The organism is Kitasatospora sp. NPDC001660 (assembly GCF_053596725.1).
In genome coordinates this window covers 86068-111489 of sequence record NZ_JBSFGU010000010.1, presented here as the reverse complement: position 1 = coordinate 111489, position 25422 = coordinate 86068, and the positions used below count along the sequence as shown (strand labels likewise).

The following is a 25422-nucleotide window of genomic DNA, read 5'->3' as shown; positions in this document are numbered from 1 at the left end:
TTCGGTGGATCATTCAGATGCTGAAAGACAGGACAGACTCTCAGGCCGCCGCGCGGCGGTCCACCAGGACCGGGCGCTCGGGCAGGGTGAGCTCGGCGCGCGAACCGGCGGGCAGGGCGGCGGCGGCCTCGGTCGGCAGGTCGGCCTTGACCTCGGTGCCGTCCTGGAGGCGGACGGTCAGCCGGGTGACGGCGCCCAGGAAGGACGCGGTGACGACGAGGGCCGGGCCGTTCGCGGACGGCGTCAGCGTGACGTTCTCCGGGCGGACCAGCACCTGGAGCTCGCCGTCGGCCGGCACGGTGCCGTCCACGGCGTGCCGGCGGCCGAGCACCTCGACGCCCTCGGCGGTGCGGGTGCACGGGATCCGGCTCATGGTGCCGACGAACTCGGCGACGAACGCGGTGGCCGGGCGCGAGTACAGCTCGTTCGGGGTGGCGCACTGCTCCAGCCGGCCCGCGCGCAGGACGGCGACGCGGTCGGCCATCGACAGCGCCTCCTCCTGGTCGTGGGTGACGAACAGGGTGGTGATCCCGAGCTCCTGCTGGAGCCGGCGGATCTCCTCGCGCAGCTGGAGGCGGACCTTGGCGTCCAGCGCGGACAGCGGCTCGTCGAGCAGCAGGACGCGCGGCTGCAGGGCGAGCGCACGGGCGAGCGCGATGCGCTGCTGCTGGCCGCCGGACATCTGGTGCGGGTAGTGCCCGGCGCGGTGCGGCAGGCCGACCAGCTCCAGCAGCTCCTGGGCCCGCCCCCGGCGCTCGGCCTTGCCTGCGCCGCGCATCCGCAGCCCGAAGGCGACGTTGTCGAGCGCGGTCAGGTGCGGGAAGAGGCTGTAGGACTGGAACACCATGCCAGCGTCGCGCTTGTGCGCGGGGATCGCCGTGATGTCCCGGCCGTCGACGAGGACCTCGCCGGAGTCGTGCTGCTCGAAGCCGGCCAGGATGCGCAGCGCGGTGGTCTTGCCGCAGCCGGACGGGCCGAGCAGGGCGAGCAGTTCGCCGGGCTGGACGGTCAGGTCCAGGCCGTCGAGGGCGGTGGTGGCGCCGAACGAGCGCCGCAGGGAGCGGAACTCGACGGTCGCGCCGCCGGTGGCCGCGGACTTGCCGGTCGCGGAGGCGGTGGCGGTGGTCATGGGGGTAACTCCTGGAAGCGGAAGGGTGGTTCAGGACCGCGCGGTCTTGCGGCCGCGGCCGACGGCGGACATCAGCAGCAGCACGAGCCAGACGATCAGCAGGCTGAGCATCGACACGGCGACGGACATCTGGCCGTCGCTCTTGCCGTTGGAGTTGATCCACACCGAGAAGGGGGTGAAGCCGAGGATCGAGGCGGTGGTGAACTCGCCGAGCACCAGGGCGACGGTGAGCACGGCCGCGTTCAGCAGCCCGCTGCGCAGGTTCGGCAGGACGACGGTGAACACCGCGCGCAGCCAGCCGGCGCCGCAGTTGCGGGCGGCCTCGACGAGGGTGACGACGTCGACGCCGCGCAGCCCCGCGTCCAGCGCCCGGTAGGCGAACGGGAGCGCCATCAGCACGTACGCGATGACCAGGACGATCGGGAAGTTCGGGTCCTGGATGGCCACGATGGTCTGGAAGAACGGCGTGTCCTGCAGGTAGTCCGGGCCCCAGCGCAACACGCCGATGATGCCGGTGGTCAGCGCGACCACGGGGACGACCAGCGGCATCGAGCAGATGATCTCGATCACCGGGCGCAGCTTCGGCGCGCCGAGCCGGGCGGCGAGCATCGCGGGCACCAGCAGGAGCAGCAGCGCCGCCACGGTGACGCCGGCGAGTTCGAGGCTCAGCACGAGGCTGTCGGTGAAGCCGGGTGCGTTCAGCAGCTCGGTGTAGGCGCGGAAGGTGGTGCCGCCCTTGTTGTCGTCGATGCTGAACCACAGCGACGCGGCCATCGGGACGGCGAAGTAGATCCCGCAGATCAGCAGGACGAGGCCGCGGCCGAAACGGATGCGGTTGATCAGGCGAGCCACTTGGCACTCCGGCGCTGAAGGGGCAGGTACACGGCCATCACCAGGCAGGCGACCACGATCATGTCGAGGCCGAGGGCGAGGGCGAGGTTGCCCTGGCCGACCAGGACGTTGCCGGACAGCGCGTCGCCGATCTGCATCGAGATCAGCGGCACCGAACTGCCCACCATGGCCTCGGCGGTGGCGTACGCGGCGAAGGAGGCGCCGAAGAGCAGCACGAAACCGCCGAGCAGCGAGGGCGCGAGCACGGGCAGGGCCACGTGGCGCCAGTACTGCACGCTGGTGGCGCCGTTGTTGGCCGCGGCCTCGCGCCACTGTTTGCGCAGGCCCTCCAGGGCCGGGGTGATGGTGATGACCATCAGCGGCACCAGGAAGTACAGGTAGACGACGGAGAGGCCGGAGAAGGTGTAGAGGTTCCAGCCGTGCTTGGTGAGGCCGAACTGCTTGGTGACCTCGCCGGAGTTGCCGAGGGTGGCGACGAACATGAACGCGAGCGGCACGCCGCCGAAGTTGGCGAGCACGCCGGAGGCGGACATCACGGCCTCGCGGAACATCCGCAGCCGGGAGGTGGCCACCGCCTGCGCCAGCGGCAGGCCGACGACGGTGGCGATCAGCGCGGTCAGCAGGGAGAGCTTCACGCTGCCCCACAGGGCGGTGAAGTAGGCGCCCTGGAGCGAGCTCGTGAGGTTGTCGGTGGTGAAGGTGCCGCCGCCGTCGGGGGCGTCGGAGGAGGTCGTGAACGCGCCGACGGCGATCGCGACGGCGGGCAGCCCGAAGCCGATCACGAAGAACAGCAGCAGGGGGAGGGCGGCCAGCCAGGCCCGGCCGCGGGGGCCGCCGCGCCTGCCGGGGCGGGGGGCCTTGGCGGTCGTGGCGGTGGTGTCGGGGGAGACGGAGCCGGGGGCGCCCCCGCCGCGCTGGGCGGCGGAGGCGGAGGCCGGCACCGGGGTGGGAGCCGTGGTCATCGTCAGGTCAGCCCGCGATCGCCTTGGCCCAGTTCTCGGTCACGACCTTCTTGGCCGCGTCCGTCTGGTCCGGGGTCGGGAAGGTGGTGAACGGCTTCTCGACCGGCGGCAGCTTCGAGGCGGCGTCGGCGTCCAGGGTGCCGGCGGCCTTCATGGCGTCGAACAGGGCCGGGGTGGCGAAGCCGCCCATGAAGCCGTTCTGGCCGGCGGCGCTGTAGAGGTACTCCTCCCACAGGCGGGCGGCGGCCGGGTGCGGCGCGTCCTTGTTGACGGCCTGGTTGTAGTACTGCGCGTAGGAGCCGTCCGACGGGATGGCGACCTGCCAGTCGATGCCCTTGTCCTTGAACTTCACCGAGTAGCCGGCGTTCAGGTACGACCAGTCGATGCTGATCGGGGTCTCGCCCTTCTCGATGGTCGCCGGGGTGACCTCGACCGGGTTGAAGTTGCCGGCCTGCTTGACCTTGCCGAAGAAGTCGATGCCGGGCTGGATGTTGTCCAGCGAGCCGCCGTTGGCGAGGGCCGCGGCGTAGACGGCGCCGAAGGCGGCACCGGCCTTGGTCGGGTTGCCGTTCAGGGCGACCATGCCCTTGTAGTCGGGCTTGAGCAGGTCGGCGAAGGTCTTCGGGCAGACGGACACCTTCTTGGCGTCGCAGCCGATCGACATGTAGCCGCCGTAGTCGTTGTAGCTCAGGCCGCCCGCGTCCTTCATGGTGGCCGGGATCTTGTCGAAGTCGGTGACCTTGTAGGGGGCCAGCAGGCCCTGCTTGCCGGCGCTGATCGCGAAGGCGGAGCCGAGGTCGACGACGTCGGGGGCGCGGTCCTGGCCCTTGCGGGAGGTGATCGCGTTGATCTCGTCCTGGCTGGAGCCGTCCGGGTTCTCGTCCTCGATCTCGATGCCGTACTTGGCCTTGAAGTCGTCCATCAGCTTGCCGTAGTTCGCCCAGTCCCGGGGCAGCGTGATGACGTGCAGCTTGCCCTCCTTCTTGGCGGCGGCGACCAGGCCGTCCATGCCGCCGAAGTCGGCGAGGGAGGCGGCGGTCTTCGCGTCCTTGCCGCCCGCGGCGCTGTTGGACTTCGCGGCGGACGAGCCGGCGGAGCCGCAGGCGGTGAGGGAGAGTGCGGCGGCGGTCAGGACGGCCGCGAAGGCGGCGGAGCGGGCGCGGTGCACGGACACTGGTCAGTCTCCTGATCGGGGGTGTACTGCGAAGGTGAGTGCGGAGCAGGGTGTCTGATCGGGGGATCGTGCGAGTGGCGGCCGCTGCGCGGGTCTGTCCGATAGCCGGGCGAGACCGTCCGAGTTGACTAGCCAACTTCGCTGACGGGGGTAAGTAACCCGGAGTCCGGTGACGGGAAGGTGAACGGACGGCCCAGAACCGGGGTCGGCTGTGGGAACGGTGGAATCCGGCCACCGGTGCGTGATCCGTTCGGTGCGATGCTTCGAAGGCGCAGCGGGATAAGGTCGGGCTGTCCGCGCCGGTACGGCTGCGCAGGACACCGCCCCAGGAGGGACATTGACTGACGTGGCAACAGAGCCCGGGCTTGAGTCGGGGCGCCCCGCCGAGCGCGCCGGTGCCCTCTACCGCAAGGTGGCCGCCGACCTGCGCGAGGCGATCACCACGGGTGCCTACGGCGAGGCGGGCCGGTTGCCCGCAGAGGGCGCGCTGGCCGAGCAGTACGGGGTCTCCCGCGGGACCGTCCGGCAGGCGCTGGCCGTGCTCCGCTCGGACGGGCTGGTCACCTCCCGGCGCGGCACCCGGCGCGTGGTGCTCGGGGGCGCGCGGGTGCAGAGCTTCTCCGAGCTCCTCAGCTTCACGCACTGGGCGTACTCGATGGGCGAGGAGCCCGGCGGCATCCTCGACTCCCTGGTGCGCCGCCCGGCCGACGCCGCCGAGCGCGAGCAGCTGCGGCTGGAGCCGGGCGCCGAGGTGTACGTGACGGTCCGCCTGCGGACGCTGTCCGGCACGCCGGTGATGGTGGAGCGCACCATCTACCCGCCGCGGGTCGGCGAGATCGTCGCCGAGCTGCCGCCGGACGTCGTCTCGCACACCGAGGTGCTGCGCGAGCACGGCATCCTCTTCTGCGACGCCGACCACACCATCGACATCGTCGCGGCCAACGCGGAGGACGCCCGCCTGCTCGGCTGCCGCCGCGGCGGCCCGCTGCTGCGCGAGCGGCGGCGCACGACCGACCCGACCGGCACGCCGGTGGAGTGGTCCCAGGACCGCTACCTGCCGGGGACGGTGGCGTTCAGCGTGCACAACTCCCTCGCGACGTCGGCGCTTTCGCGGCACGCGCGGGAGATGGACTGAGTGCGGGGAGGCCCACGGGCTTGGGCCTCCCCTCGTGTCGTCCCTACTTCATCAGCGAGGCGAGCAGCGGGCGGTAGTGCTCGAAGTCCGGTGTCGGGGCGTCGGCCACCTTCGCCCGCTCGTCCCAGCGGCGGACGGCCACCGCGTCGGCGGCGCCCGGGAGTTCGGCGAACGCGGCGGCCCGGGCGTCGTCCATCGGGCCGCCCTGGACCTTGAGCGTGTACTCGGACGCCTCGGACAGCCGCTCCCGGTAGCCCGGCTCGACCGCGCACAGGTAGCGCTTCGCGGCCACGTGCAGCCGGACGGGCTCGGTGACCTCCGGGCCGAACCACTGCGCCAGCCAGTCGGCGCCGGTGTCGCTGTGGCGAGTGTCCTGGCCCTGCATCAGGTCCCGTCCGTGCAGGGAGCTGTGGCCGTGCTCGTCGAAGAAGTGTCCGATGTCGTGCAGCAGTGCGGCGGCGACGAGGTGGTCGGGGGCGTCGGACGCCTCGGCCGCCGCAGCGGCCTGGAGCATGTGCTCGGCCATCGTGACCTCCTCGCCCAGGTACTCCCCGGCGCCCTCGCCCGCGAACAGCTCGGCGATCGCGTCCAGGGCGGCGGCGCGGCGGTACAGCACGGCGAGGGTCGAGGCGAGCGAGTCGAGGTCGGCGTAGCAGCCCTGGAGGTGGCGGTGGCCGTCCTGCTGGAAGGCCGTCCGGGCGTGCAGGAGGCGGGTGTTGTCGAAGACCAGGCAGTCGCCGGGCGCCAGGCGGAAGGTGAGCTGGAGCTCGGGGCGCAGGGTGATCGCGGCGAAGCGGCGGTAGGCGGTGTAGAAGGCGGTGAGCTCCTCGGGGGTGCCGCGCAGGGTGCTGATCGAGCGGTTGTTGAACCGGACCTCGCGGATCCGGCCGAGGGCGTCCACGTCGATCAGTGGACGGTCGGCGCGCAGCTCGGTGCGGCGGTCGCGGAAGACGAACGGGACGAGGGTGCGGGTGAGGACGGCGAAGTCCGCCGGAGCCTCCTCGCGGAGGAGTGCGGCGGCCTTGAAGCCGTCGACGAGGCCGGAGTCCCCGCCCGTCGCGGAGTTCTCCAGGCAGTGCAGGAGCTGGAGGGTCGGCACCGGGTCCCGGTACGGGTTGTCGGTGTGGGGCGTGATGGCGGCGCTGGTGAACGCGAGGTTGTTCGGGTCCGGCTCGACGCGGACGTCGAACAGCTCCCCGTAGTTGGTGGTGCGCACGTACCCGAAGCTCCGGGCGACGTCGAGCACCCGCCCCGCCACGGCCGGCACCCCGCGCAGCACCGCGAACCCGCTGCGCCGTACCGCTGCGAGGACGGCCCCCTGCTCGGCGGGGTCGGCCAGGTACGCCTCCCATTCGGCCTCCGGCAGTCCGCGCGCGAAGTCCGCGGCGACCCAGAGCCGCTTGTCGTCCTCCGTCCGCCCGTCCCCATCGCCCTCCTCGCTCAGCCAGCCAAGCGGATACCGCGACCGGTGCCCGTCCGACCACAGCAATTCGAGGTTCCCGTCCAGCTCGCACTGCGCCGCGACCGCGAGGTCTTCCGGCAGGTCGGCGATCTGGAACAACTTCTGCCCGGTGCGCGGATCGCGGCACTCGGCACACGGGCAGTTGTCGCGCAGCCAGTACGTCGGCAGCTCGGGCATGGCGAAGTTCTCCTCTGTGGCGGCATTTCGGTGGAGTTGTATAGCCAACTTCACCCCGTTCGCCGGAGCCTGCCGCTCCCCGATGAGTTCCGGGTGCCCTGCGGATGAACGTCCCGGGAACTGTCCCGGGAGATCCCGGCCGAAATCTGTTGCAATCAGGGCCCACGGCGGCGTCATGAAGTGCGGTCACGCCGGGCGCCTACTCGCCGATGGTCAGCAGCCGATCGGCGTCTGCGTCTGGGTGGACGGCAGCATGTGGGGCGTCTACCTGGAGGACATTCACAGCATCGCCCTTTCCCCCGACACCTTGGCCGACCATGCCCGCGAATTCCGCCGGACCGCCGAAGTCCCGTCTTGACCAGCGCTCCTCACAGCTCCAGCACCAACGGGTCGTGTTTCGCTGCGCCGTCCCACGGGAGCGCCGTGCCGATCCGTCGATAGCCCCATGCCCGGTACGCCGCCTGCGCTGCGATGGCCTCCGGCCGGCTGTTCAGCATCACGCGCTCGTTGGCCAGCCCGCCCACCAGGGCGCGATGCATCTCGGTGGCGACGCCCCGCCTGCGCCAGGCGGGGCGTACCGCGAGCTCGAACAATCCGAATGTCCGCTTCCCGTCCTCGCGGCGCAGGTCCTCGGGTACGGCTCCGACGAGTGTGTCCCACCAGCCGGTGTTCGCGGACAGTGGGTAGCCGTAGGCCATCCCCACCACCGTCTCGCCGTCGAACGCGACCGCCGCACGGAACTCTCGCCGTCGCACCTGCGACCGGAACCGGCGGAACGCCCGTTCCACGTCGGGCGGGCCGTCTCCGTACGGTGACTCCGCGAAGGCTTCGGCGAACACGGCCTTCAACTGCTCTTCCAGGAGCGCCGTTCGATCTCCGTCCAGAACCCTGACCACCACCGTCACGCCGCCTTTCCTCTCTTCGCCGTCACTCCGAGTTCCCGCATTCGTTCTACGAAATCCCGTGTCGCTGTCGAAGCGCAGGACGATACGCCGGTGGCGCTGCTGCGGAAGGGGGCCGGGCGGCATCGTCGGCCCATTCCTCCGAACGGCTGATGGTCGTCGGCCCCGAGAAGCCTCTCGGGGCCGACCCGGATCACGTGCGGGCCGACCGTTTGGGTGAGGGGGGCAGGCGCGGCGCGTTTCGGCGCGGGGGAGGGGGTGGGGCTGCGGCACTGTCGGGGTGGTCTTCCCCCGACGGCGAGAGGCGACCGGCCCATGGCTAACCCCACGACTGAGGCTCCGGCAGGTTCGGGGAACACCGGACTCAAGCGTGAAGTCGGCGTGATCGGGCTGCTCTGGGCCTCGGTCGGGGCGATCATCGGGTCCGGCTGGCTGTTCGGGGCGCAGAAGGCGGCGGTGGCGGCGGGGCCGGCGGCGCTGCTGTCGTGGGGGATCGGGGCGGTCGCGATCATCCTGCTGGCGATGGTGCACGCCGAGCTGGGTGGGCTGTTCCCGGTCGCGGGTGGGACGGCGCGGTATCCGCACTACGCCTTCGGCGGGTTCGCGGGGATGTCGTTCGGCTGGTTCACCTGGCTGCAGGCGGCGACGATCGCGCCGATCGAGGTGCAGGCGATGATCAACTACGCGCGGCACTGGTCATGGGCGCGTGGTCTGTTGAACAACGACCTGACGCTGTCCGGGAGCGGGTTCGTCGTCGCCGCCGTGCTGCTCGGCGTGTTCGTCGCGATCAACTTCCTCGGCGTGCGGCTGCTCGCACACACCAACAGCGCGGCCACCGTGTGGAAGGTTGCCGTTCCGGTCCTGACGATCTTCGCCCTCGCGATCACCGAGTTCCACGGCTCCAACTTCACCGTGCACGGCTTCGCGCCGGAGGGGGCCAAGGGCGTGCTCGCGGCGATCAGCACCAGCGGGGTGATCTTCGCGCTGCTCGGCTTCGAGCAGGCCATCCAGTGGGCGGGCGAGAGCCGCAACCCGCGTCGGGACATCCCCCGGGCCGTCCTCGGGTCGGTCGTGATCGGCACGATCGTCTACGTCATGCTCCAGGTGGTGTTCATCGGGGCGCTGCCGCCGTCGGCCTTCGCCGAGGGCTGGGGCAAGCTCGACTACCCGGGCATCAGCGGGCCGTTCGCGGGGCTCGCGACGCTGATCGGCCTCGGCTGGCTGGCCACCGTCCTGTTCATCGACGCGGTGATCTCGCCCGCCGGCACCGGACTGGTCTACATCACGTCCAGCTCGCGGGTCACCTACGGGCTGAGCCGCAACGGCTACGCGCCGCAGACCCTGCAGCTCACCGACCGGCGCTCGGTGCCGTGGCTCGGCCTGGTCATCGCGTGGGTCGCGGGGGTGCTCTGCTTCCTGCCGTTCCCGAGCTGGCAGCGGCTGGTCGGCTTCATCACCTCGGCGGTCGTGCTGATGTACGCGGGCGCGCCGCTGGCCTTCGGGGTGCTGCGCAAGCGGCTGCCGGGGCTGGAGCGGCCGTACCACCTGCCCGGCGGCACGATCGTCTCGCCACTGGCCTTCGCGGTCTCGAGCCTGATCATCTACTGGTCCGGCTGGGACACCCTGTGGCGGCTGGGCATGGCGATCATCATCGGGTACGTCCTGCTCGGCTCCTACTCCGCGTACGCCGCGTCGAAGGGGGTGCCGAACGCGCCCCGGATGGACTTCAGGGCCGGGCAGTGGCTGCCGGTCTACCTGGTCGGGATGGGGATCATCTCCTGGCAGGGGACCTTCGGCGAGGGCGCCCGGGGGAACCTGCCGCTCTGGTGGGACATTCTCGTCGTGGTGGTGTTCTCTCTGGTGATCTACTACTGGGCCCTGGCGATCGCCCTGCCGGCGGAGGAGATCGAGCGGAACATCCGGGGCGTCGAGGTGGTGGACGCGGGCGGGCACTGAGCGGTGACGTCATGGAGCGGCCCCCGAGGATTTCTCGGGGGCCGCTTTGCGTGTTCAGCCCTTGACGGTCGCGGTCCAGGCGGCGTCGGCGGCCAGCAGGGCCGGCTCGGCGCCGGCGCCGGTCGCGGCGGCCAGCGCGGTCAGGCAGGACCGGACCGTGTCGAGCGAAGCCGCCGGGCCGTAGTGGTTGACCCGGAGCATCTCCGCGGCCAGGGCGCCTGCGCCGGGCTGGACGGGCAGGGCCGGGTCGAGGACGGCGGCCAGTTCGGCGGCGTTCAGGCCGTCGAGCGTGCGGAGGGTGGTCGCGACGGGCGCGGCGTGGGCGTCCTCCGTGACGAACGGGGTGAGCGTGCCGAGGGCGCGGACGCCGGCCCGGGTCGCGGCGGAGGCGGCGCGGTGGCGGGCGATGACCGCCGGCAGGCCGTCGGCGGTGATGCGGTCGAGGCACGCACCGAGGGCGAGCATCTCCAACTGGGCCGGGGCGTGCGGCAGTACGGTGCGCCCGGCGTCCGTCCAGCGCTCCTTCCAGTCGAGCAGGGACAGGTAGGAGCGGCGCGGGGCGGCCGGGTTGGCGGCGATGCGCTTCCACGCGCGCTCGGAGACCGAGACGGCGGAGACGCCGGCGGGGCCGCCCATCGCCTTCTGGCCGCCGATGACGCACAGGTCGACGCCCCACTCGTCGGTGAGCAGCGGCTCGGCGGCCACCGACGCGACCGCGTCGAGCATGAGCAGGGCGCCGTGCTCGCGGACCACGGCGGCGATCTCGGCGACCGGGTTGGTGTTGCCGGTGGCGGCCTCGGCGTGGACGAGGGAGACGAAGTCGATCGCGGGGTTCGCGGCCAGGGCGTCGGCCACCTGCCGCGCGCTCACCGCGCTGTGGAAGGGGACGGCCAGGTCGACGACCCCGGCGCCGCACGAGCGCAGCCAGTTGCCGAAGGTCTGACCGTACGGGCCGGTGACGATGTTGAGCGCGGTCGAGCCCGGGTGCGCGGCGCCTCGGATCGCGGCCTCCAGGGGCAGCAGCGCCTCACCCTGGGTGACGATCACGTCTGCGGAGGTGTGCAGCAGCGCGGCCACCTGGTCCTCGATCGCCGCGAACTCGGCGGCGCTGAGCGGGGGGAGGTCGAGGAAGGGGCTCACGTCTAGGGGCCTTTCGCGCACGGGTGGTTGGGACGGGAACGAGTCTGCCGCATTCTCGCTGCTTACACGGAACCCGCCCGTCGGTAGAGTGCGGGCCATGAGCGATGGCGCGGTGCTGCACGTCCGGGGTCGGGTGCTGGTCGGTCCGGAGGACGTCCGGGACGAACTCTGGGTGGTGGACGGCCGGGTGAGCTTCACCCGCCCGCCGGGCGCCGGGGACGTCCGGACGGTGACCGGCTGGGTGCTGCCCGGCCTGGTGGACGCGCACTGCCACGTCGGCCTGGACGCGCACGGCGCCGTGGACGCCGAGACCAGCGAGAAGCAGGCGCTCACCGACCGCGACGCCGGCACCCTGCTGATCCGGGACGCTGGCTCGGCCGCCGACACCCGCTGGGTCGACGAGCGCGAGGACCTGCCGCGGATCATCCGGGCCGGGCGGCACATCGCCCGCACCCGTCGCTACATCCGCAACTACGCGCACGAGATCGAGCCGGGCGACCTCGCCGCGTACGTCCGGGCCGAGGCGCGGCGCGGGGACGGCTGGGTGAAGCTGGTCGGCGACTGGATCGACCGCGAGCGCGGCGACCTCGCCGCGTGCTGGCCCGGCGACGCGCTGGCCGAGGCGATCGCGGCGGCGCACGAGGAGGGCGCGCGGGTGACGGCGCACTGCTTCGCCGCCGAGTCGCTCCCGGACCTCCTCGCGGCCGGCATCGACTGCGTCGAGCACGCCACCGGGCTGACCGAGGAGCTGATCCCGGTCTTCGCCGAGCGCGGGGTGGCGATCGTCCCGACGCTGGTCAACATCGCGACCTTCCCGGGGCTGGCGGCGGGCGGCGAGGGCAGGTTCCCGGCCTGGGCCGCGCACATGCGCCGCCTGCACGAGCGCCGCTACGACACCGTCGGCGCCGCGCACGACGCCGGGATCCCGATCTTCGTCGGGACGGACGCGGGCGGCTCGCTCGCGCACGGGCTGGTCGCGGACGAGGTGGCCGAGCTCGTCAAGGCCGGGCTGAGCCCCGACGAGGCCCTGTCGGCGGCGAGTTGGGGCGCACGCGAGTGGCTCGGGCGCCCCGGGCTGGAGGAGGGCGCGTCGGCGGACCTCGTGGTGTACGACGAGGACCCGCGGGCGGACGTCCGGGTGCTGGCCGCGCCCGAGCTGGTGGTGCTGCGCGGCCGTCCCGTCGGCTGATCATCCGCTGAACGCGCTGTCGGTGTAGGCCGATAGGGTGGCGACCATGGCACCGCGTCCACTTCACGAGATCGTCGAGCCCGGCTGGGCGACCGCCCTGGCACCCGTCGCCGACCGGGTCGCCGCCATGGGCGACTTCCTGCGCGCCGAACTGGCCGCAGGCCGCACCTACCTGCCCTCCGGGCCGAACGTGCTGCGCGCCTTCCAGCAGCCCTTCGCCGACGTGCGGGTGCTGATCGTCGGGCAGGACCCGTACCCGACCCCCGGGCACGCCGTCGGGCTGAGCTTCTCGGTGGGGCCCGAGGTGCGGCCGATCCCGGCCAGCCTGATCAACATCTTCCAGGAGTACGGGACGGACCTCGGCCTCCCGCAGCCGTCCAACGGCGACCTCACCCCGTGGACGCAGCAGGGCGTGCTGCTGCTCAACCGCGCGCTGACCACCGCGCCGCGCAAGCCCGCCGCGCACCGCGGCAAGGGCTGGGAGGAGGTCACCGAGCAGGCGATCCGGGCACTGGTGGCGCGCGGCGGCCCGCTGGTGGCGATCCTGTGGGGCCGGGACGCCCGGAACCTGCGGCCGCTGCTCGGGGACGTCCCGGCGATCGAGTCGGCGCACCCGAGCCCGTACTCGGCGAACGGCGGCTTCTTCGGCTCGCGGCCGTTCAGCCGGGCCAACGAGCTGCTGGTGCGGCAGGGGGCGCAGCCGGTGGACTGGCGGCTGCCGTAGCAGAGGCGTCATACCGCGGGGCGCCAAACTCACTCCAACGGGTGAAATGACGCTCCGTGTGGCGCATGTGACGGATTGTTTGAGAAGACTGGCGGCTCATCGTTTCATCTGTGGGGTGCCGCCATGTCTTCTCGTTCTTCTGTCAGTCGAATCGTTCCCGCAGCCGCCGTGGTGGCGGTGTGCACGCTGCTCACCGTCCCGCCGGCCCAGGCTGCCGAGCCGACGCCGACGCCATCGCCGGCGCCCGGCTCCCCGGGCAAGGCGCGGGCCGTCACGGCCGAACTCGCCCTGGACGTCAGCCTGTTGAACAAGGCGGTGGACGTCCCCGTGGACATCGCGCTGAACAAGGTCGAGACGCCCGCCCAGCGATGGGGGTCCCCCCAGCCGGAGGTTGGGGGAGGGTCGGTGCTCACCGCCAAGGTCGACGGCGTCGACCAGCAGGGCCCGGTCACGCTCGTCAAGGCCGACGTGGGCAAGTCCGTGACGCGCTCCGACGCCAAGGGCACCGCCGCCTCCGTCCAGCTGGTCAACGCCGACGTGCACGCCCCGGGCCTGCCGGCCACCGCGCTGCTCGGTCTGGAGGCGATGAGCGCCGAGGCGACGTGCCCGGTCGACGGGCAGCCGACCGCGAACGTCGTCGCGCCCGCGAGGCTCACCGTCCTCGGCAAGCCGGTCACCGTCGGCCTGTACGCGCCGACCAAGGTGGACGTGCCGATGGTCGGCAGCGTCTCGGTGGAGTTCTCCAAGCGCACCACGACCTCGACCACGGCCGCCGCCTCGGCACTGGAGGTGCAGGTCGAGGTGAACCCGCTGAACCTGAACGTCGCCAAGGTCACCGGGAAGATCACCGTCGCCTCGGTGAGCTGCGAGAAGCCGACCGCGCCGACCGGCCCGGCGACGGCCACGCCGACCCCGGCGCCCACCGCGGACGCGCCCACCAGCGGGCCTGCCGTCCAGCCGGCGGCCGACACCACCGCGCACGCCGCCACCGCGCACGCCGCCGCCGCGCGGCCGGCCGGGGGCCTGGCCGAGACCGGCGGCAGCAGCGCCACCGGCCCGATCGCCGCCGGCGCCGCCGCCCTCGTCACGGGCGGGGCCGCCGCCCTGTGGGCCACCCGGCGCCGCCGGGCCGCGCCCGCCCGCCGCCACTGACCCGAGGCACGGGAGGGAGTGGGAGTGCCATCCCCGGCACTCCCGCACCGTGACGGTGTCAGCGCGGACGGTTGGTTCACATGCGCGTTACATGAGAGGAACAACCGGGAAACGGCGGCTTGCGACGCTACGCGGGCACCCACCACCCAGCAATGCGAGGGACACCGCCGTGGCAATCAAGGCCGAGTACATCTGGATCGACGGCACGAAGCCGACCGCGAAGCTCCGTTCCAAGACTCGCGTCCTGCCCAACGCGGACAAGATCCCGACCTGGGGCTTCGACGGCTCCTCCACCAACCAGGCCGAGGGCCACGCGTCGGACCGCGTGCTGGAGCCGGTGAAGGTCGTCAAGGACCCGATCCGCGGCGGCGACAACATCCTGGTCCTGTGCGAGGTCCTGGAGACGAACGGCACCCCGCACGAGTCCAACACCCGCGCCCTGCTGCGCGAGGTCGCCGAGAAGTACGCCGCGCAGGAGTCGATCTTCGGCATCGAGCAGGAGTACACCTTCTTCAAGGGCTCCCGCCCGCTCGGCTTCCCGGAGGGCGGCTACCCGGCCCCGCAGGGCGGCTACTACTGCGGCGTCGGCGCCGAGGAGGTCTTCGGCCGCGAGATCGTCGAGCTGCACCTGGACCGCTGCATCGACGCCGGCCTGGCCATCTGCGGCATCAACGCCGAGGTCATGCCCGGCCAGTGGGAGTTCCAGATCGGCCCGGTCGACGCCATGACCGTCTCCGACGACCTGTGGATCGCCCGCTACCTGCTGTACCGCACCGCCGAGGAGTTCGGCATCGACGCCACCCTGGACGCCAAGCCGGCCCGTGGCGACTGGAACGGCGCGGGTGCGCACACCAACTTCTCCACCAAGGCGATGCGTGAGGGCTACGACGCCATCATCACCGCCTGCGAGTCGCTCGGCGCCTCCCAGGAGAAGGTGCTGGAGCACGTCAACCAGTACGGTGACGACATCCAGTCCCGCCTGACCGGCAAGCACGAGACCGCCCCGTGGAACGTCTACAGCTACGGCGTCTCCAACCGCGGTGCCTCCGTGCGCATCCCGTGGCAGGTCGAGGTGGAGCAGAAGGGCTACATCGAGGACCGCCGCCCGAACGCGAACGTCGACCCCTACGTCGTCACCCGCCTGCTGATCAACACCTGCTGCGAGGCCCTGGAGAAGGCCGGCCAGGTCTGATCCGGCCGGCAGCGCGCGTACGGCAGCAGGCCCTTCCCCGTGGTGGGGAAGGGCCTGCTGCCGTTTCCGTGCTGCTGCCGGTCGGGCGTCAGATCAGGTTCCACCGCTGGTTGGCGGCGCCGGAGCAGGTCCACAGCGAGACCCCGGAGCCGTTGGCGGTGGCGGCCTGCGTGACGTCGATGCACAGGCCGGACTGGACACCGACGACCGTGCCGTCGGCGTTGAGCCGCCACAGCTGGTTCGCGCCGCCGTTGCAGTCGTAGATGTCGACCTTGGTGCCGGGAGCGGTCTGGTTGTTGTATGCGTCCAGGCACTTGGTGCCGCCGTAGATGGTCAGCCGGCCGGTGGGCGTGTACGTCCACTGCTGGTTCGCGCCGCCGTTGCAGTCCCAGATGTCCGGCTGCGTGCCGTTGGCCTGGCTGGAGAACGGGAGGTCCAGGCAGCGGCCGGAGCCGACCCCGCGCAGTGCGCCGGTGCGGGGCCACTGCTGGTTGGCGGCGCCGGAGCAGGTCCACAGGGCGGTGCCGGAGCCGTTGGCGGTGGCGGCCTGCGTGACGTCGATGCACAGGCCGGACTGGAGGCCGGTGACGGTGCCGTCGGCGTTGAGCCGCCACTGCTGGTTGGCGCCGCCGTTGCAGTCCCAGATGTCGATCGCCGTGCCGGGAGCGGTCTGGTTGTTGTAGGCGTCCAGGCACTTGGTGCCGCCGTAGATGGTCAGCTGGCCCCCGGGCGTGTACGTCCACTGCTGGTTGCCGCCGCCGTTGCAGTCCCAGACGTCCGGCCGGGTGCCGTTCGTCTGGCTCGCGAACGGCATGTCCAGGCAGCGGCCGGAGCCCGCCCCGCGCAGCACGCCCGCGCTCGGCGTGGGCGGCTGGGTGCACGGCCCCGCGACCTGGCCGCCCGCCACGTCGGAGGCCTTCAGGAAGGCCAGCCGGTGGTTGTAGCGGATCGGGTAGTAGGTGTCACAACCGACCACCAGCGTACGGTCGTTGGGTGCGCTGCCGTCGATGTTCTGCCCGTAGTAGAAGTCGGACTGCACCGGGGTCGCGCTCGCCGCGACGTAGGACTGCCCGGCCGGGACGGTGGCGTTCAGCGGGGCCACGGTCTGCGCGGTGATCGCGGGGTACGGCAGGTAGGCGGACGCCTCGGGGTAGCTGCGCCCGTACACCGGGATGGAGGCGGCGCCGGGCTTCGGGGTCAGCAGGGTCTGGCCGGGCCGGTTGTCGGCGGTCGCGCTCTGCCCGCCGGGGTTGTAGAACCAGGCCTTCTGGCCGTCGTACCAGATGGCCGTCCAGTCGCCGCTCAGGTCGGCGACGACGTAGGAGGCGCCGGTGACGGCCTTGTCGCTCCAGTCGGCGGCCTGGGTGGAGCCGCTGTTGAGCAGCGGGGCGCTCGGGTCCGGGCCGGTGCGCAGGTAGACGAAGTTCTCCGGGCGGTCGGCGGTGCCGCTCACCGGGGGCTGGTTGGTGGTGTCGAAGGCCGGGGTGACGGTGACCTTGCCGCCGACCGCGAGCTGGCCGCCGATGCCGGTCTTGAGCGGGGCGCCGAGCAGGTCCATGTAGTGCGACCAGTCCCAGAACGTGCCCGGGTCCCAGTGCATGCCGGCGACGTTCGCCTGGAGCGGGCCGGGGACGTCGTCGTGGCCGATGATGTGCTGGCGGTCGAGCGGGATGCCGAACCGGTTCGCCAGGTAGCCGACCAGTGCGGCCGAGGACTGGTAGAGCTGCTCCGAGTACCAGGTGGGGCGGTCGGTCGGGAACGCGTAGCCCTCGTGCTCGACGCCGATGCTGTGCATGTTGACGGTCTTGTTGCCGGCGTGCCAGGCCACGTTGTTGGTGTTGACCAGCTGGGTGACGTGGCCGTCCGAGGAGCGCACGATGTAGTGGGCGCTGGCCTGGTTGCTCGGGTTCTGGAACGCCGAGATCGAGCCGGCGAAGCCGCCTTCGGTGTCGTGGATGACGATGTACTGGATCCGGTCGCCGTCGTCCGGGCGGTTGGCCTTGGCGTAGTTGCCGAAGGACGTCGGGTCGCTCGGGTTGGTGAGCGCGTACGCGGCCGGCTGGAAGTCGCAGCCGAGCGAGGCCGGGCACTCGACCGTGCCGTCGGCGACCGTCGCCGCCGCGGTCGCCGCCGTGGTGCCGGTCGCGCCGTCGGTCGCACTGCCGGCGGCGGTCGTGACGAACGCGGCGCGGGTCGCCGTCCGCGGGGCCGCCGCGGACCGTGCCGCCGTGGACGGCACGCTCAGACCCGCGACGGGCGCGAGGGTGACGGTCTGGCCCTCGGCGGTCTGCCGGGAGACGCCCTTGCGCAGCGTGTCGAAGACCCGGTCGGCGAAGGGGTTCGCCGCGCCCGCGTCACCGGCACGGCTGAACCGGGCCACCGCCTGGTACCAGGCGCTCGGGTCCGCGGAGGCGGCCCGCCCGCTCTGCTGCAGGGACTCCTTCTGGTACTCGGCCAGCAGGGCCGCGCCGCCGCGGACGCTCTGCGCGGTGTCCCGCTTGAGGTCGTCCGCCGGGCGGCGGATCAGCGCCGCCGCCGCGTCGAGCGTGTGCAGCTCGGGGCCGTCCTGGACGGCGGGCGCGGTGGGCGTGCCGAGGACCGGCCGCGGCGGGGCGTCGTCGCCGCGCCCGTCGGCCGTGTCGGGCCCCGGCCCGGCGGCCAGCGCCGCGCCGACCGCGGCGACGTCGACCTGGGTCAGGCCCATGACGTTGTAGTTGCCGGTGGTGCTCGGCGCGCCCCGGTGGGAGTCCCAGCGGGTCTCCTGGTAGGAGAGGGCGAGCAGCACACCCTCCGGCACGTGGAACTCGGCCGCCGCCGCCCGGAACTGGTCCTGCAGCGAGCCCGACGGGGGCGTGGCCGCCGCCGGGACGATCCCGAAGGCCGTGCCGGCCAGCACGGTGGCCACGGCCGCGCCGAGGGCCCGCCGGCCGTGCGGGGCGAGCGGGCGCTGTGCCGCTCTCGGTATGTCAATCAACGGAGTCTGCCGACCTTCTGCTGTGTCCGATGGAGGGTCCCCGGATGTTCTCCCGGGCCGCCGCGACGCTAGCACCCGAGGCCGGAAAGTCGGTGGTCAACCCGCCCGGCAGCGGTCAGGATGAACTGGTATGACGCCCCTTCTGCTCATCGACGTCGACGGACCCCTGAACCCCTACGCCGCCCCCGGCGAGCGGCGCCCGGACGGCTACGACACCCACCACGTCCTGCCCGACTCCTGGGTGGCCCGCAAGGCGCCGAAACCGGGCGAGCAGGTCGAGCCGCTGCGGGTGTGGCTCAACCCGCTGCACGGGCCCGAGCTGCTGTCCCTGCCGTACGAGCTGGTCTGGGCCACCACCTGGATGGACGAGGCGAACACCCACATCGGCCCCCGCATCGGCCTGCCCGAACTCCCGTACGTCCGCTGGACGGAGGTGTTCCGTGCGGATCCGGATGGCCTGCACTGGAAGACCCGCGACCTCGTCGCGTGGGCGGACGGCCGTCCGTTCGTCTGGCTCGACGACGAGCTCGGGCCGCAGGACATCGAGTGGATCGCCGCGCACCACCCGGCCCCGGCCCTGCCGCTCTGGGTCGACCCCCGGGCGGGCCTCGGGGAGCTGCACTTCGCGGCGCTCAGGGAGTGGGCGGAGGACGGGGAGTGACGGGCGGGGGAGCGGGCGCGAACGGCGGCGGGACGGTCGTCGGCACGGTGGAGCGCCTGCGCCGGTACCCGGTGAAGTCGCTGCTGGGGGAGGAGCTGCGGCGGGCGGAGGTCACCGCGCGCGGCCTCGCGGGCGACCGGATCCGCGCCCTGCGCGACGTCGGGACGGGCCGGGTCGCCAGCGCCAAGCAGCCGCGGCTCTGGGCCGGCCTGCTCGGCTTCACGGCGCAGACCGGCCCGGACGGCGCGGTGGCGATCACCGGCCCGGACGGGCGGGGCGTGGACGAGACCGGGCTGTCGGAGGCGCTGGGCCGGAAGGTGACGCTGATCGCCGAGCGCCCGCCCGGGGCGACGATCGAACGGGCCGTGCCCGAGGAGGTGCTGGCCCGCGGGACCGAGGAGGAGGTCTCCTTCACCGTCAACGAGTTGGGCCGGGCCGCGCCGGACGGGACGTTCTTCGACTTCGCGCCGCTGCACCTGCTGACGACCTCGACGCTCGCCGCCGCGGGCGCGGCGGCCGAGCGCTACCGGCCGAACGCGGTCATCCGGACGGACGGTACCGGCTACGTCGAGAACGGCTGGGTGGGGCGGGAGCTGGGCATCGGTCCGGGCCTGCGCCTGCGCGTCCTGGCGCCGACCCCGCGCTGCGCCGTGCCGACGCTGCGGCACGGCCCGCTGCCGCGCAGCGCGGACGCCCTGCGGGTGCTCGCCGCGGAGAACCGCCTGGTGCCGCTGGAGGGCATGCCGGAGCTGCCGTGCGCGGGCGTCTACGCGCAGGTGCTGGCGCCCGGGCGGATCGCGGTGGGGGACGTCGTCACGCTGTGGTGAGAGCCGTCAGGCACCGCTGAGCACGGCCGCCAGTGCGTCCAGGAAGCGGCCCGTCGTCGGCTCGTCGCGGACGGCGATCCGCAGCCACTCCTCGCCCAGCCCCGGGAACGTGTCCCCGCGGCGGACGGCGAAGCCGTGCGCGCGCAGCCGCTCCCGGACGGCGGCCGCGCCGGGCAGCTGGACCAGGACGAACGACGCGGCCGGCTCGCCGTGCACCCGGACGGACGGGAACCCGGCCAGGCCCTTCATCAGGTTCGCCCGCCACAGCGCCAGTTCGGCGGCCGCCTCCTCGGCCTCGGCCAGCGCCGCCGGCGTGCTGCACGCCTCGGCGGCGGCCAGCGCCGGGGTGGAGACCGGCCAGAGCGGCTGCGCCGCGCCGAGCTCGGCGATCAGCGGCGCGGGCCCGAGCACGTAGCCGATCCGCAGTCCGGCCAGGCCCCAGGTCTTGGTGAGACTGCGCAGCACGACCACCCGGCCGGGCAGGTCCCGCACGGCGGAGAGGGACTCGCGCTCGCCGGGCACGGTGTCCATGAACGCCTCGTCCACCACCAGGGTGCGTCCGGGGCGGGCCAGGGCGACGACGGCGTCGGCGGGGTGCAGGACGGAGGTCGGGTTGGTCGGATTGCCGAGGACGACCAGGTCGGCCTCCTCGGGGACGGCGCCGGCGGCCAGCCGGAAGCCGTCCGCCGGCGACAGCAGCGCCCGGTGCACCGTGTGCCCGGCGTCGCGCAGGGCCGCCTCGGGCTCGGTGAACTGCGGGTGGACGACGGTGATGTGACGTGGCGTCAGCACGCGCGCGAGGAGGACGAACGCCTCGGCCGCGCCCGAGGTGAGCAGCACCTCGTCCACTGGCCGTCCGTGCCGTGCGGCGACGGCTGCGCGCGCGGTCGTCTGGTCCGGGTAGGCGGCCAGCTCGCCGAGCGTGGCGGCGAGGCGCTCGCGCAGCCAGTGCGGGGGAGTGCCGGTGCGGACGTTGACGGCGAGGTCGACCAGGCCGAGCCCGTCGGCGCGCACCTCGGCGTCGCCGTGGTGGCGGAGGTCGGGTCCGGCGGCGGTCATGCGGGGTCTCCTTGGAGCGGGAGGGGCGGCCCCGGAATGCGCAGGACGTCGTACGGGCCTGGCGGCACGCTCGACTCGGTGTCGTCGTCGGGGGCGATCAGTACGACGGCGTGTCCGTGCCCGGCCAGCGTGACGGCGGCCTCGACGCACTCGCCGGTGGCGATCCGGCGGGTGCCCGGCCGGAGCAGCGGGGAGACCGCCTCGATCGCGCCCGGCGTGCCCACCACCGCGGAGGCGTTCTGCAGTTCCCACCGCGCGCGGGGGGTGAGCGCGCTGTTCAGATCGGTCCCGTGGGCGAGCGCGGCGAGCCGTCCGCGCACCCCGGCGCGCGCCACGGCGACCGTCGCCGTCGCCGACTTCCGCTTGGCGACGACGAGTCGGCCGTTCGGTGCGCTCGCCAGTGCCGCCGCCTCGGCGACGCTCGCGGTGCCGACGGCCGTGCCGACCGCGGCCGACGGGTTGGGGACGGGCACGGCCGCCAGGACCTGCGCCGGGTGCTCGTCCACCGGCACCCAGCCGAGGCTCCACACGGCGTGGCGGACGGCCGGATGGCTCGCCTTGCCGGTCACGGTGGCCAGCCGGGCCACCGAGGACCGGGAGAGGCCGGCCGACCTCAGGGTGTCCGCCAGCAGCGTGGCCAGCTCGGTCGTCCCGGTGCCGCTGCCGACGCCGACCCCGACGACGAGGGTGCGCGGGTGGACCACGAGGTCGTCCTCGTAGGTGTCGTCCGGGCCGGCGATCCGCAGGACCGGCTCGTCCTCGCAGGGGTGCTCGGGCCGCGGGTGCGGGTCGCCGGAGGGCACGGGGCCGTCGGAGAGCACCGGTGTGACGCCGAGGGCCACCGCCACCTCCCGGGCCAGTTCCTCGGCCCCGGTGCTGCTGCCGCTCAACGGGATCACGTACCGCCGCTGCGGGTCCACCCAGACCACGCCGCGGCCCCGGGACTCGCGGTCCAGTTCGCAGAGCAGGCGGACGAACGCCGGGAGCGGGCCGAAACAGACCACCCGCTCGGACTCGTTGAGGGCGAAGCCGAGCACCTCCAGCGGGCCGAAACAGTTGCCGCGCGAGGCCTTGAAGACCTTGCTGCTGTCCGGCCAGGCGGCGTGCAGTTCGTCGGCGAGCGGACGGACCGACCCGTCGACGGCGACCAGCCCGATCACGTCCCGCTCCTTCACCCCGCGCCCAAAAGCCCAGCTGATCCCACCACGCCTGGCCGGAACGGGTCAATCGCGGGCCGCTGTGACGTCGGCGGGGCGGTCCGCGCGCGGGCAGCAGCTGTTCGTCTGTTCTTCACCTGTCTTGTGCGGTACACGACACTGCGGCGATCCTACTGTTTTCGGCGCCCAACCCCCATCGAGCCCGAAGCACATTCAACGCCCGGAGGACCCCCATGGCCTTCGCACGACTCCGCACCCCCGGCACGCCCCGTCGCCGCACCCTGACCGCCCTCGCCGCCGCCCTCGGCCTCTCGGCCGGCTCGCTCGGCCTGTGGGCCGCGACCGGCGACGCCGCGGCCGACACCGCCGCCGCCCTGCCGACGCCCGACCACATCGTGGTCGTCGTCATGGAGAACCACGAGTACGCGCAGGTGATCGGCAGCTCCGACGCCCCGTACGTCAACAACACCCTCGTGGCCGGCGGCGCGGCCCTGACCCAGTCGTACGCGCTCACCCACCCCAGCCAGCCCAACTACTACATGCTGTTCTCGGGCAGCAGCCAGGGCATCGTCGACGACAGCTGCGTCGACGTCGGAGCCCTCCAGGCGCCCAACCTGGCCTCCGAGCTGCTGGCCGCCGGCCAGACCTTCGCCAGCTACAACGAGGACATCCCCGGCGCCGGCGCCACCGACTGTCGCGTCGGCAACTACGCGCAGAAGCACAACCCGTGGTTCGGCTTCGGCAACGTCCCCACCTCCACCGCCTACGGCATGGACGCGTTCCCGGCCGACTACACCACCCTGCCCAAGGTGTCGTTCGTCGTCCCGAACCTCTGCAACGACATGCACGACTGCGACGTCCCCACCGGCGACACCTGGATCCAGAACAACCTCGGCGCGTACGCGGCCTGGGCCAAGGACCACAACAGCCTGCTGGTCATGACCTTCGACGAGGACAACCGCCTCGCCGGCAACCGCATCCCCACCGTGATCTACGGCGGGCACGTCGCCCCGGGCAGCAGTACCGCCACCGGCTACAACCACTACGACGTGCTGCGCACCCTGGAGGACCTGACCGGCGTCAACGCGCACGCCGGCAACGCGGCCAACGCCACCGACATCACCGGCATCTGGAACTGACGCCCGTGTACGTCGCGGAGTCCCGCAGCTCGAAGGCCCCCGCCGCCCCGGCCGACGCGCCGGGGCGGCGGGGCGCCGCCCTGCGCGCCGTGCCGGGGGCGGTCCTCGCCCTCGGCACCGTCAGCCTGGTCACCGACATCTCCTCCGAGATGGTCAGCGCCGTCCTCCCGCTCTACCTGCTCACCGGGCTCGGCCTCTCGCCGCTCGGCTTCGGGTTGCTGGACGGCATCCAGAACGGCTTCAGCGCGCTCGTCCGCCTCGCCGGCGGCCACCTCGCCGACCGGCGCGGCGCCGACGGTGCGGCCCGGCACAAGGCCGTCGCGGCCGTCGGCTACGGCCTGTCGGCGCTGTGCAGGCCGCTGCTGCTGTTCGCACACACGGTGCCGCTGATCGGCGCCGTCATCGCCGTCGACCGCACCGGCAAGGGCCTGCGCACCGCCCCGCGCGACGCGATGATCTCGCTCGCCACCGAACCCGCCCACCGCGGCCGGGCGTTCGGCGTGCACCGCGCGATGGACACGGCGGGCGCGCTGCTCGGGCCGCTCACCGCGTTCCTGGTGCTCCGGCTCGCGGGCGGGCCGCTGCTCGCGGACGGCGGCGAACGGCACGGCTACGACGCGGTGTTCACCGTCAGCGCGTGCATCGCGGTGCTGGGCGTGCTGGTGCTGCTGCTGTTCGTGCCGAACCGGATGGCGGGTGACGAGCCGGCAAGTACCGCTCCCTCGCTGCGCGACGGCCTCCGGCTGCTGCGGCTGCCCGGGCTCCGGCGGCTCACCGTGTGCGCCGCCTTGCTCGGACTGACCACCGTCAGCGACTCGTTCGTCTACCTGCTCGTCCAGCGCCGCCTCGGCCTCTCCGTCAACCTGTTCCCGCTGCTGCCGCTCGGCACGGCCGCCGCCTTCCTCCTGCTCGCCGTGCCCCTGGGCCTGCTCGCCGACCGGACCGGCCGCCGGAAGCTCTTCCTCGCCGGGCACGTGCTGCTGCTCCTCGCGTACGGGGTGCTGCTCTCGCCGCTGCGCGGGCTGCCCGCGGTGATCTGCGTCCTCGTCCTGCACGGCGCCTTCTACGCCGCCACCGACGGCGTGCTCGCCGCCGCCGCGGCCGACGCCGTGCCCGCCGACCAGCGCGGCGCCGGGCTCGCCCTCGTCGGCACCGGGCAGGCGCTCGCCCGGTTCGCCTGCTCGCTGCTGTTCGGCGCGCTGTGGAGCGCGGTCGGCGGCTCCACCGCGCTCGCGTGGTCGGCGGGCGCGCTCGCGCTGTGCGTCGTCGGCGCGGCCGGCGTGCTCCGCGAACCCGCCCGCGAACCCGCCCGCGAACCCGCCCGCGAACCCGCCCGCGAACCCGCCCGTGAACCCGCCCGTGAGGTGTCCCCGTGAACCGGCTCCGGAACCGGACCAGAGTGCTCATCCTGCTGGTCGCCGTCCTGCTGCTCGGTGCGGTCGGCACCGGCGCCGTCCTCTACGCCGCCGACCGCACCGCCCGCCGCGACCAGGCGCAGCCCGGCGGCCCGGCCGTCTCGTCCGGGCGCGTGTCCCTCCAGGCCTCCTCCGCCGGACGGCAGTTGGTGTTCCGCAACATGGCGTGGGGCCCGCACCGCGACGAGCTCACCGCCGTCCCGGCCGACCGCGCCGACGGCCCGCGCACCGCCTCCGGCGTCAAGTGCCTGCGCTTCTACGCCGCCGGCGGCACCGGCATCTGTCTCCAGGCCGAGCACGGCGCCCTTGAGGACACCTACCGCGCCGTCGTCCTCGACGACCGCCTCAAGGAGAAGCGCTCCTTCCCCGCGGCCGGCATCCCCACCCGCGCCCGCGTCTCGCCCTCCGGCCACCTCGCCGCCTGGACCGTCTTCGTCAGCGGCGACTCCTACGCGGGCACCGACTTCTCCACCCGCACCTCGGTCGTCGACGTCCGCGACTGGAACCTCCGCGAGAACCTGGAGACCTTCGGCGTCATCAAGGACGGGCAGCCGTTCCAGGCGCACGACATCAACATCTGGGGCGTCACCTTCGCCGACGACAACACCTTCTACGCGACGCTCGCCTCCGGCGGAACGACCCACCTCGTCCGCGGCGACCTCGCCGCCCGCACCCTCACCACCCTCCACGACAACGTCGAGTGTCCCTCGCTCTCCCCGGACGGCACCCGCATCGCCTACAAGAAGCGCGTGCCCGGCCTGCCCGCCGACTCGCCCTGGCGGCTCTACGTCCTCGACCTCGCCACCATGACCGAGACCGCCACCGCCGAGCGGCGCAACATCGACGACCAGGCCGTCTGGACCGACGCCGGCACCCTCCTGTACGCGCTCCCCGGCGACTACGGCGCCGACCTGTGGACCGTCCCGGCCGACGGCACCGGCGCCGCCCGGAGGGTCGCCCGGGCCGCGGTCGCCCCCGCCTCCGTGGGCTGAGGAACTCTGGGCCGCGGTCCCTCGTCGAGCAGGTGACGGCTGATCGAACGGG

Annotated in this window: 22 protein-coding genes; 12 read left to right on the top strand and 10 right to left on the bottom strand. The window is 73.1% G+C overall.

Going from position 1 to position 25422, the window contains the following annotated elements; translation table 11 throughout:
• Positions 1 to 40 precede the first annotated feature (40 nt).
• The 4 genes from ACWCXH_RS13940 to ACWCXH_RS13925 are packed head-to-tail and all read right to left on the bottom strand — an operon-like array spanning position 41 to position 4117.
• Positions 41 to 1129, bottom strand: coding sequence for an ABC transporter ATP-binding protein (locus tag ACWCXH_RS13940; protein ID WP_449801657.1), 1089 nt, complete (start codon positions 1127 to 1129; stop codon positions 41 to 43).
• 30 nt (positions 1130 to 1159) lie between these two features.
• Positions 1160 to 1969, bottom strand: coding sequence for an ABC transporter permease (locus ACWCXH_RS13935; RefSeq protein ID WP_449801762.1), 810 nt, complete (start codon positions 1967 to 1969; stop codon positions 1160 to 1162).
• Positions 1969 to 2943, bottom strand: coding sequence for an ABC transporter permease (locus tag ACWCXH_RS13930; protein WP_449801656.1), 975 nt, complete (start codon positions 2941 to 2943; stop codon positions 1969 to 1971). The genes ACWCXH_RS13935 and ACWCXH_RS13930 overlap by 1 nt, the downstream gene beginning before the upstream one ends.
• 7 nt (positions 2944 to 2950) lie before the next feature.
• Positions 2951 to 4117 carry an ABC transporter substrate-binding protein gene (locus tag ACWCXH_RS13925; RefSeq protein ID WP_449801655.1) on the bottom strand — a complete coding sequence of 389 codons (1167 nt, stop codon included), beginning with the start codon at positions 4115 to 4117 and terminating at the stop codon, positions 2951 to 2953.
• A 346-nt stretch (positions 4118 to 4463) separates the two neighbouring features.
• Here ACWCXH_RS13925 and ACWCXH_RS13920 point away from each other — a divergent pair, with 346 nt between their 5' ends.
• Positions 4464 to 5252, top strand: coding sequence for a GntR family transcriptional regulator (locus ACWCXH_RS13920; protein ID WP_449801654.1), 789 nt, complete (start codon positions 4464 to 4466; stop codon positions 5250 to 5252).
• 43 nt (positions 5253 to 5295) lie between these two features.
• Here the strand turns inward: ACWCXH_RS13920 and tmpA are convergent, their stop codons facing one another.
• Entirely contained in the window at positions 5296 to 6891 is a 1596-nt protein-coding gene (gene tmpA, locus ACWCXH_RS13915; protein WP_449801653.1) for a 2-trimethylaminoethylphosphonate dioxygenase, read from the bottom strand.
• A 175-nt stretch (positions 6892 to 7066) separates the two neighbouring features.
• On the opposite strand from tmpA, the gene ACWCXH_RS13910 reads away from it, so the two are divergent.
• Positions 7067 to 7249, top strand: a complete 183-nt coding sequence (locus ACWCXH_RS13910) for a hypothetical protein (protein WP_449801652.1) — start codon at positions 7067 to 7069, stop codon at positions 7247 to 7249.
• A 10-nt stretch (positions 7250 to 7259) separates the two neighbouring features.
• Here the strand turns inward: ACWCXH_RS13910 and ACWCXH_RS13905 are convergent, their stop codons facing one another.
• Entirely contained in the window at positions 7260 to 7796 is a 537-nt protein-coding gene (locus ACWCXH_RS13905) for a GNAT family N-acetyltransferase (protein ID WP_449801651.1), read from the bottom strand.
• Between the two features lie 312 nt (positions 7797 to 8108).
• Between ACWCXH_RS13905 and ACWCXH_RS13900 the strand changes: the two genes are divergently transcribed.
• Complete coding sequence (locus ACWCXH_RS13900) at positions 8109 to 9749, top strand: APC family permease (RefSeq protein ID WP_449801650.1); 1641 nt, start codon at positions 8109 to 8111, stop codon at positions 9747 to 9749.
• Between the two features lie 54 nt (positions 9750 to 9803).
• On the opposite strand, the gene ACWCXH_RS13895 is transcribed toward ACWCXH_RS13900, so the two are convergent.
• Positions 9804 to 10889 carry a pyridoxal-phosphate-dependent aminotransferase family protein gene (locus ACWCXH_RS13895; RefSeq protein WP_449801649.1) on the bottom strand — a complete coding sequence of 362 codons (1086 nt, stop codon included), beginning with the start codon at positions 10887 to 10889 and terminating at the stop codon, positions 9804 to 9806.
• A gap of 97 nt (positions 10890 to 10986) precedes the next feature.
• Between ACWCXH_RS13895 and ACWCXH_RS13890 the strand changes: the two genes are divergently transcribed.
• From ACWCXH_RS13890 to glnII, 4 genes are all read left to right on the top strand, one after another.
• Positions 10987 to 12078, top strand: coding sequence for an amidohydrolase family protein (locus ACWCXH_RS13890; protein WP_449801648.1), 1092 nt, complete (start codon positions 10987 to 10989; stop codon positions 12076 to 12078).
• Positions 12079 to 12124: 46 nt separating this feature from the next.
• On the top strand, positions 12125 to 12802 hold the full coding sequence (locus ACWCXH_RS13885) for a uracil-DNA glycosylase (RefSeq protein ID WP_449801647.1): 678 nt from the start codon (positions 12125 to 12127) through the stop codon (positions 12800 to 12802).
• A gap of 123 nt (positions 12803 to 12925) precedes the next feature.
• Positions 12926 to 13954 (top strand): SCO1860 family LAETG-anchored protein, encoded by a 1029-nt coding sequence (locus tag ACWCXH_RS13880; protein ID WP_449801646.1) that lies wholly within the window; start codon positions 12926 to 12928, stop codon positions 13952 to 13954.
• A gap of 169 nt (positions 13955 to 14123) precedes the next feature.
• Positions 14124 to 15146, top strand: a complete 1023-nt coding sequence (gene glnII / locus ACWCXH_RS13875; RefSeq protein WP_449801645.1) for a glutamine synthetase GlnII — start codon at positions 14124 to 14126, stop codon at positions 15144 to 15146.
• Positions 15147 to 15234: 88 nt separating this feature from the next.
• On the opposite strand, the gene ACWCXH_RS13870 is transcribed toward glnII, so the two are convergent.
• The gene (locus ACWCXH_RS13870) at positions 15235 to 18120 is read right to left on the bottom strand and encodes a ricin-type beta-trefoil lectin domain protein (protein ID WP_449801644.1); all 2886 of its coding nucleotides are present in this window, start codon (positions 18118 to 18120) and stop codon (positions 15235 to 15237) included.
• Positions 18121 to 18250: 130 nt separating this feature from the next.
• Here ACWCXH_RS13870 and ACWCXH_RS13865 point away from each other — a divergent pair, with 130 nt between their 5' ends.
• Positions 18251 to 18781 (top strand): hypothetical protein, encoded by a 531-nt coding sequence (locus tag ACWCXH_RS13865; RefSeq protein ID WP_449801643.1) that lies wholly within the window; start codon positions 18251 to 18253, stop codon positions 18779 to 18781.
• Positions 18778 to 19608, top strand: a complete 831-nt coding sequence (locus ACWCXH_RS13860; protein WP_449801642.1) for an MOSC domain-containing protein — start codon at positions 18778 to 18780, stop codon at positions 19606 to 19608. The genes ACWCXH_RS13865 and ACWCXH_RS13860 overlap by 4 nt, the downstream gene beginning before the upstream one ends.
• Positions 19609 to 19614: 6 nt before the next feature.
• On the opposite strand, the gene cobC is transcribed toward ACWCXH_RS13860, so the two are convergent.
• Together cobC and ACWCXH_RS13850 are read right to left on the bottom strand one after the other, a co-directional pair.
• Complete coding sequence (cobC, locus tag ACWCXH_RS13855; protein WP_449801641.1) at positions 19615 to 20667, bottom strand: Rv2231c family pyridoxal phosphate-dependent protein CobC; 1053 nt, start codon at positions 20665 to 20667, stop codon at positions 19615 to 19617.
• Positions 20664 to 21827, bottom strand: coding sequence for a cobalamin biosynthesis protein (locus ACWCXH_RS13850; protein ID WP_449801640.1), 1164 nt, complete (start codon positions 21825 to 21827; stop codon positions 20664 to 20666). The genes cobC and ACWCXH_RS13850 overlap by 4 nt, the downstream gene beginning before the upstream one ends.
• Before the next feature lie 230 nt (positions 21828 to 22057).
• Between ACWCXH_RS13850 and ACWCXH_RS13845 the strand changes: the two genes are divergently transcribed.
• Genes ACWCXH_RS13845 through ACWCXH_RS13835 form a run of 3 tightly spaced genes read left to right on the top strand, consistent with a single transcriptional unit; the run spans position 22058 to position 25370 of the window.
• Positions 22058 to 22963, top strand: a complete 906-nt coding sequence (locus ACWCXH_RS13845; RefSeq protein ID WP_449801639.1) for an alkaline phosphatase family protein — start codon at positions 22058 to 22060, stop codon at positions 22961 to 22963.
• Positions 22964 to 22968: 5 nt separating this feature from the next.
• Complete coding sequence (locus ACWCXH_RS13840) at positions 22969 to 24339, top strand: MFS transporter (RefSeq protein WP_449801638.1); 1371 nt, start codon at positions 22969 to 22971, stop codon at positions 24337 to 24339.
• Positions 24336 to 25370, top strand: a complete 1035-nt coding sequence (locus tag ACWCXH_RS13835) for a TolB-like translocation protein (RefSeq protein WP_449801637.1) — start codon at positions 24336 to 24338, stop codon at positions 25368 to 25370. The genes ACWCXH_RS13840 and ACWCXH_RS13835 overlap by 4 nt, the downstream gene beginning before the upstream one ends.
• Positions 25371 to 25422 lie beyond the last annotated feature (52 nt).